Annotated in this window: 8 protein-coding genes; 6 read left to right on the plus strand and 2 right to left on the minus strand. The window is 69.4% G+C overall.

Annotated elements, in window-relative coordinates; translation table 11 throughout:
- The first annotated feature begins 116 nt into the window (after positions 1-116).
- The 3 genes from WME89_RS22245 (at position 117) to WME89_RS22255 (ending at position 10,263) form a co-directional block, all read left to right on the plus strand.
- Positions 117-6,146, plus strand: coding sequence for an AAA family ATPase (locus WME89_RS22245; RefSeq protein WP_438011132.1), 6,030 nt, complete (start codon positions 117-119; stop codon positions 6,144-6,146).
- A gap of 396 nt (positions 6,147-6,542) precedes the next feature.
- Positions 6,543-8,252, plus strand: a complete 1,710-nt coding sequence (locus WME89_RS22250) for an adenosine deaminase (protein WP_438011133.1) — start codon at positions 6,543-6,545, stop codon at positions 8,250-8,252.
- 565 nt (positions 8,253-8,817) lie between these two features.
- Positions 8,818-10,263 carry a hypothetical protein gene (locus WME89_RS22255; protein WP_438011134.1) on the plus strand — a complete coding sequence of 482 codons (1,446 nt, stop codon included), beginning with the start codon at positions 8,818-8,820 and terminating at the stop codon, positions 10,261-10,263.
- 242 nt (positions 10,264-10,505) lie between these two features.
- On the opposite strand, the gene WME89_RS22260 is transcribed toward WME89_RS22255, so the two are convergent.
- Positions 10,506-11,024 carry a peptidylprolyl isomerase gene (locus WME89_RS22260; RefSeq protein ID WP_438011135.1) on the minus strand — a complete coding sequence of 173 codons (519 nt, stop codon included), beginning with the start codon at positions 11,022-11,024 and terminating at the stop codon, positions 10,506-10,508.
- 425 nt (positions 11,025-11,449) lie between these two features.
- Here WME89_RS22260 and trxA point away from each other — a divergent pair, with 425 nt between their 5' ends.
- Together trxA and WME89_RS22270 are read left to right on the plus strand one after the other, a co-directional pair.
- Positions 11,450-11,767 carry a thioredoxin gene (gene trxA / locus WME89_RS22265; RefSeq protein WP_437664452.1) on the plus strand — a complete coding sequence of 106 codons (318 nt, stop codon included), beginning with the start codon at positions 11,450-11,452 and terminating at the stop codon, positions 11,765-11,767.
- Positions 11,768-12,066: 299 nt separating this feature from the next.
- On the plus strand, positions 12,067-12,705 hold the full coding sequence (locus tag WME89_RS22270) for a Uma2 family endonuclease (RefSeq protein ID WP_438011136.1): 639 nt from the start codon (positions 12,067-12,069) through the stop codon (positions 12,703-12,705).
- 42 nt (positions 12,706-12,747) lie between these two features.
- Here WME89_RS22270 and WME89_RS22275 read toward each other — a convergent pair whose 3' ends face one another.
- A complete protein-coding gene (locus WME89_RS22275) occupies positions 12,748-13,362 on the minus strand; it encodes a response regulator transcription factor (RefSeq protein WP_438011137.1) in 615 nt (204 codons plus the stop codon).
- Positions 13,363-13,466: 104 nt separating this feature from the next.
- Between WME89_RS22275 and WME89_RS22280 the strand changes: the two genes are divergently transcribed.
- A complete protein-coding gene (locus WME89_RS22280; RefSeq protein ID WP_438011138.1) occupies positions 13,467-14,750 on the plus strand; it encodes a hybrid sensor histidine kinase/response regulator in 1,284 nt (427 codons plus the stop codon).
- Positions 14,751-15,017: the final 267 nt, after the last annotated feature.

The raw sequence follows: 15,017 nt of genomic DNA on the forward strand, positions 1-15,017 counted from the left end.
GAGCGGGGGAGACGATGCGGCACCCGCGCGCGATGTGCAAACGTCCCCACGAACTCTATAGACAAACCTGATGCACGCCGCGCTGAACCGGCCCGATTGTCTCCAGAGGCTCTGACATGACCACGGATCCGCGCTATACCAGTCTCGAGATTCTTCACGAAGGGGCAGATACCCTCGTCTTCCGAGCACGTCGCAAAGAGGACGGCCGGCCGGTGGTGCTCAAGGTCCTGCGACGCGACCACACCGATCCCCGCGCTCCCGGGCGGCTGTGCCACGAGTTGGCCATCGCCGGTGCGCTGGCCGCCTCGTCCGTCGTCAGGCCCTATGCGATCGAAGCGCTCAACGGCCAGTCGGCGCTGATCCTCGAGGACTTCGGGGGCCGCTCGCTCGATCATCGCCTCGACGAGCCGATGCCGCTCGAGCGTTTCTTCCCGCTCGCCCTCCGCATCACCGCAGCGGTCGCCGAGCTGCATCGGCATCACGTCATCCACAAGGACATCAAGCCTCAAAACTTGCTCTACAACCCTGATACCGACGAGCTCAAGATCACCGATTTCGGGATCGCCTCCCGAGCACCGCGCGAGGCCCAGAACCTCACCCACCCCGGCCTCATCGAGGGGACGCTCGCCTACATGGCCCCGGAGCAGACGGGCCGGATGAACCGCTGGATCGACGAGCGGACCGACCTGTACTCCCTCGGCGTCACGTTCTACCAGATGCTCACGGGCCGCCTGCCCTTCGAGGCGCACGACCCCCTGGAATGGGTGTATTGCCATATCGCCCAGACGCCGCTCCCGCCCCACGCGCTCGTGCCCTCCGTTCCCCCGCAGCTGTCCGCGCTCGTGCTCAAGCTGCTGGCCAAGGCCCCCGAGGAGCGTTACCAGAGCGCGATCGGCCTGCGGTACGACCTGGAAGCGTGCCTTGCCCGGTGGCGGGAGAGCGGCATCGTCCAAGCCTTCGCGCTCGGGCAACGTGACCTCTCCGACCGCTTTCAGGTCCCGCAGCGGCTCTATGGACGTGAGCGCGAGGTCGACGCGCTGCGCGCCGCTTTCGACCGGGTGGTCGCGCAGGGCCGGCCGGAGCTCGTGCTCGTGTCGGGCTACTCGGGCATCGGCAAATCGTCGCTCGTCGCCGAGCTGCACAGCCCGGTGGTGCGCGAGCGGGGCTATTTCCTCTCCGGCAAATGCGATCAATATAACAGGGACGTCCCGTACCTTCCTTTCCTCCAGGCGTTCCGGGGCGTCTTGCAGGAGATCCTCTCCGCGAGCGAAGACCAGGTCGAGCGCTTCCGGCAGCGTCTGCGGGCGGCCCTTGGCCCGAACGGCCGGCTGCTCGCCGACGTGCTGCCCGAGATCGAGCAGCTGGTGGGCCCGCAGGACCCGATGCCCGAGCTTCCGGCCACCGAGGCCCAGAGCCGGTTGCACGCGGCGGTCCAGCGCTTCGTCGCGGCGATTGCCCAGCAAGAGCACCCCGTGGTGCTCTTCCTCGACGATCTGCAATGGGCCGACGCGGCCAGCTTACAGCTCGTCGAGCAGCTCGTGACGTACACCGAGGCCGCGTACCTGCTCCTGCTCGGCGCCTACCGCGACAACGAGGTCGGCCCCGCGCACCCGCTCCTGCGCGCGGTGGCCGAGGCGAAGAAGCACGGCGCCGTCGTCGACGACATCGCCCTCGCGCCGCTCTCGGCTGCTGATGTCGGAGCGCTCGTGGCCGAGGCGGTGCACGCCAGCGCGGAGGAGGTCGAGCCCCTCGCGCGGCTGGTCTACGAGAAGACCGGCGGCAACCCCTTCTTCGTGCGCCAGTTCTTGATCGCGCTGCATCAAGAGGGGCTCGTCGCCCTCGACGCGGAGGCCGGCGTGTGGCGGTGGGACATCGCCGCGATCCGCGACAAGGGCTTCACCGATAACGTCGTCGAGCTGATGACGGGGAAGCTGAAGCGGCTCTCGGCCCCGGCGCTGGACGCGCTCAAGCTCGCCGCGTGCCTCGGCAGCCGCCTGGACCTCGACCCCCTCGCGGTGGTCGCGAAGCGTCCGGCGGCAGAGCTCCGCGGGGCGCTCGAAGAGGCCGTCCAGGAAGGGCTGATCGTGTGCCAGGGCGGGGCCTATCGGTTCCTCCACGACCGGGTGCAGCAAGCCGCCTACGCGTTGATCCCCGCGGAGCAGCTGGCCGAGGTGCACCTGCAGATCGGCTGGCTGCTCTTGCAGCGGCTGCGCGCGGAGGAGCGCGACGAGACGATCTTCGACGTCGTCGGTCACCTCAACCGCGCCACGCCGCTCGTCCGTTCCCAGGCGGAGCGGGACGAGCTCGCCGCGCTGAACCTCCGCGCCGGCAGAAAGGCCAGGGCTGCGGCGGCGTTCCACGGCGCGGCTGCGCTCTTCGCCGCGGGCCTGGCGCTGCTCGCGCCGGACCGCTGGGAGACACAGTACGAGCTGACGTACCATCTGACCTTCGAGCGCGCGTACGCCGCGTACGTCACCGGCAGCTTCGAGGAAGCTGAGCCGCTCTTCGACGAGCTGATGTCTCGAGCGCGGACCGATCTCGAGAGGGCGGCGGTCGTCGAGCTCGCGGTCGGCTTCCATGTGACGTGCAGGCACAGCGCCCGCGCGCTGGAGCTCGGCCTCCGGTGCCTCCGCGCCTTCGGCGTCGATCTGCCGCTCCATCCCACGGACGCCGAGGTCGAAGAGGAGACCGAGCGCGTGTGGCAGCTGCTGGGGGACCGGGCGATCGAGGACCTGATCCATCTGCCCTCCATGACGCACCCGGAGTTCAAGGTCGCGATGGGCGTCCTGCGAGGCGTGGGCCTCGCCGCTTATTTTGTCGACCCGAACCTGATGTACCTCGTCGCCGTGCGCACGATCGAGCTCAGCCTGCGCCACGGCAACGCCGAGAGCTCCGCCCACGCGTACAGCAGCTTCGCGGTGGAGATCGCCCGGAGGTACTGGAGATACAAGGAGGCTTACCGCTTCGGCGAGCTCGCCTGCGGCCTGGCGGAGGGGAGCGGCCTCCTCATCACCAAATCGTACGTATTCACCATCCTGGGGAGCCACCTCGCCTTCTGGCGGCGGCACTACCGAGAGGCCCCTTTTTATACGCGCATCGGCTTCGATGCCGCGATCGAGTCCGGCGATCTGCATCTGGCATGCAGCAATTGCCAGTTTGCCCCGTTGTTCCCGCTCGCCTGCGGTGAGCCGCTGGAGAACGTCCTTCACGAGGTCGAGGATCGGCTTGGCTTCGTGCGCAAGGCCCGTCACGCTTTCTCTCATGACATCCTCCTCGGCATCCATGGTCTGATCCAGACGCTGCGAGGGAGACCGGTCCGCTTCTCGATGCTGGATGGATCGGTGCTGGATCAGGAGGCCTTCGAGGAGCGGCTGGATCCGAAGGACCTGGAGGGCGCTCACTGCTTCTACTATATCTTGAAAGCACAGGCGCTGTTCTTGCTCGGCTCCCCCGGGGAGGCGGTCGCGGCGACGGCCATCGCGAGCGCCGAGCAAGCCTGGCGGTTCGGGATGGGCCCGCTGATCGTCAACTTCGTGTTCCATCGCACGCTCGCGCTCGCCGCCGTCTGCGATGGGTCGCCGTCGTCGCCGCGGGAGCTCCCCGACGGCCTCCTGGCGGGCGAGAGGCAGCTCGGCGTATGGGCGGAGAACTGCCACGAGAACTTCCTCCACAAACACGCCCTCGTGCGCGCCGAGATCGCCCGGCTCCTGGGGCACGAATCCGAGGCGAGCCGGCTCTACGAGCAGGCCATCTCGTCGGCGCGGGAGCACGGCTTCGTCCAGCACGAGGCCCTTGCATGCGAGCTCGCCGCGGGGTTTTACCGCGCGCGCGGCCTCTCGATCGCCGCCGACGCCCACATGCAAAAGGCCCGCGCCGGCTACTTCCGCTGGGGCGCCCACGCCAAGGTGGAGCAGCTCGACCAGCGTTATCCTTACCTCGTGGAGCGCAGGCCGATCGCCCCCACCGTCACCTTCGCGCTGCGGGCGGAGCAGTTCGACGTCCTGTCGGTGGTCAAGGCCTCGCAGAGCATCTCCGGGGAGCTCAAGCTGTCGCGCCTGCTCGAGACGTTGCTGCGCATCGTGGTCGAGCACGCAGGCGCCGATGATGGGTATGTGCTCCTCGCCCGGGGCGAGCGTCTGTCGACCGCGGCCACGATCGAGGCGAGCGGACGATCGGTGCGATTGCTGGATCTGGGCGAGGACTCGACGGTGACGCTCCCGCGGTCGATCCTCAACTATGTTCGCCGGAGCCGCGAGCGCGTGCTGCTCGACGACGCCACCGCGCCGCACCCGTTCCAGGAGGACGAGTACTTCACGCGGAGGCGGCCGAGGTCTCTGCTATGCCTCCCCGTCGCGCGCCAGAGCCGGCTGCTCGGCATCCTCTACCTGGAGAACCAGCTGGTCAGTGGGGTGTTCACCCCCGGGCGGCTCAACGTGCTCGAGCTGCTCGCCTCCCAGACGGCGATCTCGCTGGAGAACGCCATGTTATACTCCGAACTCGAGGAGGAGAACACCGAGCGGCGCCGCGCGGAGCAGGCGCTCAAGGCCAATCAAGAGATCCTCCAGGCCATCGTCGACAACTCGGCGGCGGCCATCTACCTCAAGGACCGCGAAGGTCGCTTCCTGGTCGCCAATCGGCGCGTGTGCGACCTGTTGCGCCTGCCGTGCCAGCATATCATCGGAAAGACCGACGCGGAGATCCTCCCCGCTCCGATCGCGGAGGCCATTCGTGACCACGACCGGAAGGTGCTCGCGGCGGGGGCGCCCATGGAATGGGAGGAGGAGCTGCCGCTCTCCGATGGGCCGCACACCTTCCTGTCGGTCAAGTTTCCTCTCGGCGAGGGCACCGCGCCGCGCGCGCTCTGCGGCATCTCGACCGACATCACCGAGCGCAAGCATGCGGAGCGGGCCCAGCGCTTCCTGGCCGAGGCGAGCCGCAAGCTGATGGCGCTGGGCTACGACGCCACGCTCGAGAGCGTGGCCGAGCTCGCCGTGCCCGAGCTCTGCGACCAGTGCGTCGTCAGCGTCGCCCCCGAGGACAACGCGGTCTTCGGCATCGCCGCCTCGGGCGTGCCCCTCGAAGAGCTCGACGCGCTGCGTGAGGCGCTGACCTCCACCGCGGCGGCGATGCCGACCGAGCCCGAGATCGGGGACCCCCGCGCCATGCCCCTCATGGGGCAGCTCAGCGTCCACGCCTACCTTCGCGTTCCCATCCGCGCGCGCGATCGATGCCTCGGGGTCATGTTCCTGCTGGCGACGTCGCCGCAGCGTCGTTATGGGCCCGCTGACCTGGCGCTGGCCGAGGAGCTGGGGCGCCGCATGGCGCTCGCGCTCGACAATGCCCGGCTATATACGATAGCCCAGGAGGCGATCGGGCGGCGGGACGAGTTCCTCATGATCGCTTCCCATGAGCTCAAGACCCCGCTCACGTCGTTGCAAATGCAGCTTCAGATGGTCGAGCGGGTCTTGCGCCGCGACCCGGCCGCGAACCTCACCCCGGCGCGGACCGACACCATGCTCCAGGTCGTGAATCGGCAGATCGCGCGGCTCGGGCACCTGATGAACGAGCTGCTGGATGTCTCGAGGCTGCACACCGGACGGATGACGCTCGCATGCGAGCCAGTCGAGCTCTCCTCCCTGATCCGCGAGACCGTCGAGCGGATGGCCCCGCAGCTCGCGGCGGCCGGCTGCCGGACAGAGATCGAGCTCGAGGACGACGAGCCGCTGGTGGGGCACTGGGACAGGTCCCGCCTGGAGCAGGTCGTGCTCAATCTCCTGTCGAACGCGATGAAATACGGCATGCATCAGCCGGTTCACGTGGGTGTGCGCAGGCAGGCGGACTCGGCGTTGATCATCGTCCGAGATCACGGGATCGGGATCGCAGAGGAGGATCAGGCCAGGATCTTCGATCGCTTCGAGCGCGCGGTGTCGGTGCGGAATTTTGGCGGCCTCGGCCTCGGGCTCTATCTGGTGCGCTGGATCGTGGCCTCGCATGGCGGAACGGTCCGGGTGGAGAGCAAGCCGAACGCCGGCGCGACTTTCGTCGTGGAGCTCCCCTTGCGTCCCCCGGCTGTGGACGAACAGGACGAGGCTCCCCGCGCCGGGGCTGACGACGACAGCTTGAGCTCGCGCGCGCTGTCTCTGTAGTCGGCGTCGTCTTCCTTCTCCAGCACCGTGTAGCTGCCGATCGTGCAAGGCCACCCGCGTTCAGCTGGGGACCAAGCCGCTCCTGATCCGACATGCGCGCGAGCTGCACCAGCGGACGCGCCGACGATGCCCGGGCAGCTGAAGGTCTGCCATGGGACCTTGGTCCTACGCGTGGCCTCGCGAGGGGATGACCGTCGGCGACATCCACGACGCCATGGGACCAAGGTCCCATAGGCGGCGCCGCCTCGTCGGGGGTACGTCCCTCGGCTCGAAGGGGCCCGGTTCGTTGTCCGGGGGCGGCGCCGGAAGGTCAGACGCCCTCGAGGCCGATCCAGGGCGCCGAGATCGATCTCACGCGCGGCTTGTTTACCTTTCAAACGCCTCGGAGGACCTGACATGCAACACCGACACCTCGTTCCACTTCTCTTTGGCCTTCTCCTCGCGGTCCCCGCCTGCGCGGATGACTCGGACACGGGCACCGGCGGCAGCGGCGCCGGCGGCGGCAGCGGCGGCAGCGGCGGCACCGGCGGTGACGGCGGCACCGCCGGTGACGGCGGCACCGCCGGTGACGGCGGCACCGGCGGCTCGGACAGAACGGTCGAGGAGCAGGTGGCCGAGAGGCTCGAGGAGATACGCGACGATCACGACGCCGTTCAATCGTTCGTGCTGGGGATGCCCAAGGGGGGCGATCTCCACAGCCACACCTCGGGCGCCGTCACCCCCGAGAGCATGATCGCGTGGGGCGCCGCCGATGGCGCCTGCATCGACACGACCACGTTCGTGGCCTCGTCGGGGCCCTGCGCGTCCGGCGCCGTGCCCATCGCGGATGCTCTCGAGGATCAGGCCCTGTACGACAGCATCGTTCAGGCGTGGTCCATGGAAGATTTCATGGGCACGCTCCTCGAAGGCCACCAGCACTTCTTCGACTCCTTCGGCAAGTTCGGGGGTGTCCTCATCGAGTCGCGCGGCGACGACATGGTGGCGCAGGTCCGCTCCACGGCCGGGAAGAACAACCAGGTCTACGTCGAGCTCATGCAGGGCTTCGGCTCCGGCACGGTGGGCAGCATCGCGGAGGCCGCGATGCTGGAGGACGACGTCTGGGACGGGCCCTACCTCCTGGAGAAGCGCGCCGAGATCCTCGAGGATCCCGGGTTCGAGGCGGCCATCGACGCCGCGAAGGCGAGCATCGAGAGCGCGCTCTCGGGCTCGGACGTGCTGCTCGACTGCGGCACCCCGACGGCCGACCCGGGGTGCAACGTCGACGTGCGCTTCCTCGTCGCCGCCAACCGGACGCGGACGCGCGCGCACGTCTTCGGTCAATGGGTGTTCGCCTTCGAGCTCGCCCAGGTCGCCCCGCAGATCGTGGGCGTAAACCTCGTCTCGCCCGAGGAGAACGCGAACTCCCTGCGTTACTACAACGACGAGATGATGGCGCTGAGCGTGCTCGATCGCTTCAACGAGGAGGACGCCACCCGGAAGCCGGTGCACGTCGGGCTGCACGCGGGAGAGCTCATCCCCGAGGTGCTCCCGATGACGCCCGAGGGGCAGATGGAGCTCGACTATCACATCCGGAACGCCGTGGAGATCGCGCATGCAGAGCGCATCGGCCACGGGGTCGACGCGCTCGGCGAGATGGCCGGCGGCGGCGCGGACGATCTGCTGTCCGACATGGCCAGGATGGGCGTCATGGTGGAGATCTGCTTGACGTCGAACGACGCCCTGCTCGACGTCGAGGGCCGCGAGCACCCGCTGAAGCAGTACATGGCGAAGAACGTGCCGGTGGCGCTGTCGACGGACGATCAAGGCATCCTGCGCATCGACATCACCCACGAGTACGCCCGCGCCGTCGAGGAGCAGGGGCTGACGTATCCGCAGATCAAGAAGATCGCCAGGACCAGCCTGGAGCACGCCTTCCTCGCCGGCGAGAGCCTCTGGAAGACGCGCGACGACTTCAGCGCGCTCGTGGACGAGTGCGCGTCGGACTCTCCCGGGGAGACGCCCTCTGCCGGGTGCGATGCGTTCCTTCAGGCCAACGACAAGGCGCGCATCCAGTGGAGGCACGAGAGCGCCACGAGCGCGTTCGAGGGGTCCATCGTGAACCCGTAGCGGCACATGCGGCAAGCGCGCCAGGGTCCGCGCCGGGCGGCGCGCTGTTTCGACGACCGCCCACCTCGCCGCGGTGCGGCGCCTCGAGGAGCTCGGCCATCACCTCTATGCGCTCATGGCGTCGGTGTTCGCGGCCATGTGGCACCTGGCACGCTGGCACCTGGCACGCTGGCACCTGGCACGCTGGCACGCTGGCCCCGGCAGGCGAGTGACACACCAGCGTCCACGCGTTTGTGCCTCCTGACGCCGGCCTCGCCCGAGCCGCGCGGCCGATGGGAAGAACGCCGCGCCGCGCGCCGCGCCCACACCCCTGGCACCGTGCTGACGCGGTGGCATGCCGTCTGCAATGGCCGCGGCGACGGTGACGCGCTGGCCTACGGTGCCCGCGCGCTGCCATCGAGGCGTGGCCGGCAGCGGTGGCCGCCTGGCAACGGCGCCGTCCCGGCCTTCGCGCGCGAGCATGCCGCATCGCTCGCTCGCCTTGCCTCGCACCGCCATCTCGACACGTTCATTCGTAGAAGAGAATACCAGCGCCTTGGCGCCGCGAGAGAAGGAAGCCATCCCCATGCACAAGATCAAGCTGCCCGTCGGCACCCTCCTTTTGTCTCTGCTCTCCGCGATCGCCGCGTGCGACGCGCCCTCCGAGAGCGACGTCGACGCAGCTCTGGAGCCCGTCGCGTCATCCGCGCAAGCCCTCTCCCATAACTGGAGCGCATCGTTCCGCGAGCCCTTCAGCTATCAGGATCCCCAGCAGGTCGCGGTCGACGGATCCGGCAACGTCATCATGGCCGGGTATTACGGCGTCTCGGCGGACTTCGGCGGCAGCACGCTCACCACGAGCTCCTTTGCCGCCGGCTTCGTGGCGGCGTTCAGCGGCGCGGGCAGCCACCTCTGGAGCAAGAGCATCGACTCCCTGTCGATCTTCAGTGTCGCCGTGGACAGCTCGGACAACGTGATCATCACGGGGACGATGCACGATGACACCGACTTCGGCGGCGGTACGGTGACGAACAGCAGCAGCCTGGGCTACAGCATGTTCGTCGCGAAATTTGACTCTTCAGGCACCCATCTCTGGAGCAGCAGCTTCGGCAATGGGACCTCTGCGGCCGGCCAGGAGATCGCGGTGGACTCCTCGGACAACGTGCTCGTCATCGGCCAGTATTACGGCGACCTCACGATCGGCAGCGACTCCAACTCGATCTCAGGAGGGCGCGGCGGGGTCCTCGCGAAGTTCAACAGCTCGGGGGTCCCCCTCTTCGCCAGGTTCTTCGAGAGCTCGAACCCCAGCAACGGCGTCTACGGCAACGGCATCGCCGTGGATCCCAGCGACGACAGCATCGCGATCGTGGGCGCGTTCAAGTCCACCGTGGACTTCGGTGGCGGCCCGCTGACCAGCAACACCAGCGGCACTCAATACGATGCGCTGGTCGCGAAGTACGACAGCAGCGGAAATGAGCTCTGGAGCAGCTCCTTTGGAAACGGTAAGTCGTGGGGTCGTCACGTCGCCATCGACTCCTCCGGGGACATCATCGTGAGCGGCGACCTCCATGGATCCATCGATTTCGGCAGCAACACATCCACGCTGTCTAACGTGGGATCACCCATGTCTACCTTCGTCGCCAAATTTGACGACAGCGGGACTGACCTCTGGAGCAAGCACTTTGGCAATGGCCAGACGTGGTATCATGGCCTCGCGCTGAACAGCGCCGACGACGTGCTGCTCACCGGGAGCTTCTGGAACAGCGTCAATTTCGGCGGGGGGACGTTTACCCCTACCGGCGGCGATGACGCCTTCTTTGTTCAGTGGGATACGACGGGAGCGTACGTCGACAGCATGAGCTCCGGCGACTGGGGATGGCAGGGGGGGACCGCCATCGCGGTGGACAGCTCGGACAACGTGGTGCTCCTGGGAGGGTTCCAGGGCTCTGTGGACTTCGGCGGAGGATGGCTGCCGAACCAGGCCGACGACACCGGCAATCTCGATACCTTCCTCGCCCACCTGTCCCCCTGACAGGACCGCGTCTGGCGGATAGCCTGGCTGCCCCGGGAGCCCGAAGGCGATCGCCCCCGGGCAGCCCAGCGGCCAGCGCGCGACGCCCCTCCTGTCACGGCGGGGACCTCCGGCCCGCCCGGCTGTCGACCAGCCTGCTCCACAGCCGGCGGGCCTGCGTTCAGGCGCGGCCCGCCGTGCACGACCGGAGACCCCCGTGCGAGGCTCCCTCCTCGGAGGACGCGGCACGGCGGCAGCGCGGATCAGGACTCCTGCACGACGACGCGATTCATGCGGATCGGGCTCAGGGGCCGATCGTTCCCGTCGGTGCGGGCCTTCTCGATCTTGGTCACGATGTCCATGCCCTCGATCACGCGGCCGAACACGGGGTGCTTCGAGGGGCCGGCCGTGAACCAGTCGAGGTAGGCGTTGTGGACCGTGTTGATGAAGAACTGGCACGAGCCGCTGTTGGGGGCGCCGGTGTTGGCCATGGAGAGCGTGCCGGGCTCGTTCGAGAGCCTGGCGTTGGCCGGGTGCTCGTCCTGGATGCACCCGCCGGGCCCGTCGCCGGTGCCCGCCAGCGGGCTCTTCGGGTCGCGGCTGTTCGGACAGCCGAACTGGAGCATGAAGCCGTCGATGACGCGGTGGAAGTGCAGCCCGTCGTAAAACCCGCTCTTCGCGAGCTTGAGGAAGTTTCCGGCGGTGATGGGCATCTTGTCGAGGTAGAGCTCGATCTTGATGTTGCCCAGGGACGTCTCGAGGAGCGCGGTCGGGTTGGCCATGGGCGAGAGCGTAGGTGAAGGCGCGGTCGGGCGGCAAGAGCCGGCGAGGCGCGCGCGCACCTCCGCCCCGGGCGACGCGCGCCCCTCGGCATGCGACGACCGCGCCGGCGCTCACCGGGTGACCGTCGCCCTATCGCTGTTCGTCGTGCGCGTATCCCTCTCTTCAATCCCTTCGTAGCTCCTGGGCCGCGCCCTCGCCATGGGACCTGGGTCCGACGGGCGCTCCAGCGGCGCGGGCCTGTGGACGCGTGGGAGGCGGCGCTGGCGCGCGCATTGCGGCAGGCATCTGTTCAGCCTTTCTCCGGGCGGCGCTTCGCTGTAGGACCGTGGTCCCATGGCGACCCGTCGCTCGAGAGGCACTCCAGCAGGTCGACCCATCGTCGAGTCCGAGCTCATCGGCCCGGCCGCCAACCAAGGAGGACTACATGGCAAACATCCCTGCGCTCACTGACACCACGTTCGATGAGGCGATCAAGAGCTCCGGCGAGCCGGTGTTGGTGGACTTCGGCGCGACCTGGTGCGGGCCGTGCAGGCAGCTCGCCCCCATCGTCGAGGGCATCGCGAAGGACTATCAAGGCAAGGTCAAGGTGTTCGCGGTCGACATCGACAACGCGCCGAAGATCGCCCAGAAGTTCGGCGTGAGGAGCGTGCCCACCTTGATCCTCTTCAAGGACGGCGCGAAGGCGGACCAGCTCGTCGGCCTGGCGTCGCGCGACAAGATCGTCAAGAAGTTCGGGCTCTGAACGAGCCGCCGAGCCGCCGTGAGCGGCCGCCCTCGGGGCTGCAGCGCCGATCCAGGTCGGCCGGGGCGAGGGCGCCCCGCGAGGTGACCCCGGCGGACGCGTGGCGGGGAGTATCGAGCCGCGTGCCGCTCAAGGGCGTGCGTGGGGCAGCGGTGAACGACCTCGCCTCTGCCCGAGCCGCGCCGCGGTCGACATCCTCACACGACGGGTATACTCCCCCCATGCAACACGCCGCGCTCGCGCGTCGCCTCCGTCACGTTCGCGCGCCCTCCCCGCTCCGCTTCCCGGAAGAGGCCCTCGTGCCGGAGACCAAGCGCCACCTCGAGATCAGGACCCTGCTCTACGTCGTGCTGAAGACCTTCGCGGATCGAGCGGCGATCGGGTCGGACCAGTTCGTCTACTGGTCCGCGTCGGATCCGAGCCGGTGCCTGGCGCCGGACGCCTTCGTCCGGCTCGGCACCCCGGACACGCAGTTCGGTTCCTGGAAGACGTGGGAGCGCGGGGCCCCCGAGCTGGCCGTCGAGATCGTGAGCGAGCACGACGCGGATCCGCGGACCTGGACGGAGAAGCTCAGCAAGTACCACGAGCTCGGTGTGCTGGAGCTGGTCGCGTTCGACCCTGAGGCCGCGCCCGGACAGCGGCTGCGGGTCTGGGATCGCATCGACGACGATCTGGTCGAGCGGGTCGTCGAGGGGGAGCGCAGCCCGTGCACCGTGCTCGATCTGCACTGGGTCGTCGTCCCGGCCGCAGGCCAGCCGGCCGCGCTTCGTCTCGCCCGTACGCCCGACGGGGCGGAGCTCGTCCTCACCCCCGAGGAGGCCGAGCGCCGGCGCGCGGAGGCCGAGCGCCGGCGCGCGGAGGCCGAGCAGGCCGCCCGCACGTCGGCGGAGCGGCGCATCGCCGAGCTCGAGGCCGAGCTGCGCCGACGAGGCGGCTGATCGCGCGGACCGACGCTCCCTCCTTCCCGCGGAGGGTCCACATCAGGGCCCTTGCAGCCGGTCCACGAGGCGCACGAGCTCCGCCACCGACTCGACCCCGAGCTTCTCCATCACCCGGCCGCGGTGCACCTTGATCGTCTTCTCCGCCGCGCCGAGCTCGTCGGCGATCTGCTTGTTCATCAGCCCCTGCGCGACCCGCAGGCACACCTCGCGCTCGCGCGGGGTGAGCGCCTCGAAGCGCGTCCGGAGCGCCTGCTGCTCGCCCAGGGCCGTGCGCCCCCGCGCGTCGCGCTCGATCGCGCGCGCCACCGCCGCGAGCAGGTCGGTGTCGTCGCACGGCTTCGTGAGGAAGTCGATGGCGCCCGCCTTCATCGCCCGCACCGAGCTCGGCACGTCGCCGTGCCCGGTCAGGAACACGATCGGCAGCGGACACCCCCGCCGCGATAGCTGCTCCTGCAGCTCGATCCCGTCCAGGCCCGGCATGCGCAGGTCGATCACCGCGCAGCCCGGCCGCTCCGAGGGGGCGCGCTCCAGGAACGCGCCGGGCGACGCGTACGCCTCCACCGCGTGCCCCGCCGCGCGCAGCAGCCGCTCCAGGGCGCGCAGCACCGAGGGGTCGTCATCCACCACAAACACCGTGGGTGCGGTCTCCGCCATGGCAGCCTGTGCATTCCACGCCCAATTCCGTAAGGACGTCAACAACCGCGGGCAGGCGCGGCGACCTTGACGCGCGCGGCGACGCGCTGGCATCTGCTCCCACCATGGCGCCGGACCGCCCCGCGATCGTCTTGCTCGTCGACGACGATCCCGGCAGCCTCAGGCTGCTCTCGGAGGCCCTCGCGGGCCAGCCCCTCCTCTCGCTCGCGGTGGCGATCGACGGGGAGATGGCGCTCCGGCAGATCCGGCGCGAGGCGCCGGATCTCGTCCTGCTCGACGCCGTGATGCCGGGCATGGACGGCTTCGAGGTGTGCCGCCGCCTGAAGGCGGACCCGGCGACGCGCGAGATCCCGATCCTGTTCATGACCGTGCTCGCCGACACGGCGAGCCGGGTGCGCGGGCTCGAGCTCGGCGCGGTCGACTACGTGAGCAAGCCGTTCGTGCGCGAGGAGCTCGTGGCCCGCGTGCGCACGCAGCTCGCGATCCACGCTGCCGCGAGGGCGCTCTCCGAGAAGAACGAGGAGCTCGCGCGCGCCCAGGCCTCCCTGGAGCTCGAGGTGGCGCGGCGGACGGAGGAGCTGCGCGCGGCGAACGAGCGCCTCGCGCGCGAGCTCGAGCTGACCCGGACCGCGGAGCTCAAGGTGCAGAAGGCCCAGGACGAGCTCGCGCACCTGAACCGGGTGTCGGCGATGAGCGAGCTCGCGGCCTCGCTCGCGCACGAGCTCAGCCAGCCGCTCGCCGCCATCCTGAGCAACGCGCAGGCCGCAGAGCGGCTGCTCGCGCACGCCCCGCCGGACATCGCCGAGGCGCGCGCCGCGCTCGCGGACATCATGGCGGACGATCGCCGCGCCGGGCAGATCATCCAGCGGATGCGCGCGATGCTCCGCAAGGGCGAGCTCAGCGTGGCCGCGCTGGATCTCGACGCGCTCATCCGTGAGGTGGTCCGGCTCATGGCCAGCGCCGCGCTGCTCGCGGGCACGACCGTGCGGATCGAGCTCGCGCCGGGCCTGCCGCGGGTCCGGGGCGACGGCATCCAGCTCCAGCAGGTGCTCCTCAACCTGCTCGTCAACGCGCTCGACGCCGTGGCTCGCCGCCCGCCGGAGGCGCGCCTCGTGGTGGTGCGGACCCGTCGGGCCGACGGAGGCCAGATCGAGCTCTCCGTGGCGGACTCGGGCGAGGGCATCCGCCCGGCGGACCTCGAGCGCGTCTTCGAGCCGTTCTTCACGTCGAAGCCGCAGGGGCTCGGCGTCGGCCTCGCGATCAGCCGCTCCATCGTCGAGGCGCACGGCGGCCGGCTGTGGGCCGAGCATTGCCCCGGCGAGGGGGCGACGTTCCGCTGCGCGCTACCCGTCTGGAACGAGGAGACGCGGCCCTCGAGGTGGTCCTGACGGAGATCTGCGCACCGCAACCGCAGAGGGGTACATCGCCACGGCAACGACCTCCTGCGGTGCGCCCGGACACACCCGGGGCCTCCGCATGGGACCATGGTCCCATTGCCGCCCGTGGGGGCTGCGTGTCACAGATCGGGACCCTGCGACCGCTCCGCCCCCGCCTCCCGACCGAGCTTCTCCTTCCCCGACCGCGATGTACGTCCACGCGCGGCAGCCGCTCGAGGGCACGCAGCGCCAACGGGTCTTCGTCCCGCCAGGAACACC

This window comes from Sorangium sp. So ce321 (genome assembly GCF_051530195.1).
Classification (GTDB): Bacteria; Myxococcota_A; Polyangia; order Polyangiales; family Polyangiaceae; genus Sorangium.

Coding starts and splice junctions, on each gene's coding strand:
- WME89_RS22250 (WP_438011133.1), top strand. CDS start 6,543: ATGCAACACCGACACCTCGTTCCACTTCTCTTTGGCCTTCTCCTCGCG.
- WME89_RS22255 (WP_438011134.1), top strand. CDS start 8,818: ATGCACAAGATCAAGCTGCCCGTCGGCACCCTCCTTTTGTCTCTGCTC.
- WME89_RS22260 (WP_438011135.1), bottom strand. CDS start 11,024: ATGGCCAACCCGACCGCGCTCCTCGAGACGTCCCTGGGCAACATCAAG.
- trxA (WP_437664452.1), top strand. CDS start 11,450: ATGGCAAACATCCCTGCGCTCACTGACACCACGTTCGATGAGGCGATC.
- WME89_RS22275 (WP_438011137.1), bottom strand. CDS start 13,362: ATGGCGGAGACCGCACCCACGGTGTTTGTGGTGGATGACGACCCCTCG.
- WME89_RS22245 (WP_438011132.1), top strand. CDS start 117: ATGACCACGGATCCGCGCTATACCAGTCTCGAGATTCTTCACGAAGGG.
- WME89_RS22280 (WP_438011138.1), top strand. CDS start 13,467: ATGGCGCCGGACCGCCCCGCGATCGTCTTGCTCGTCGACGACGATCCC.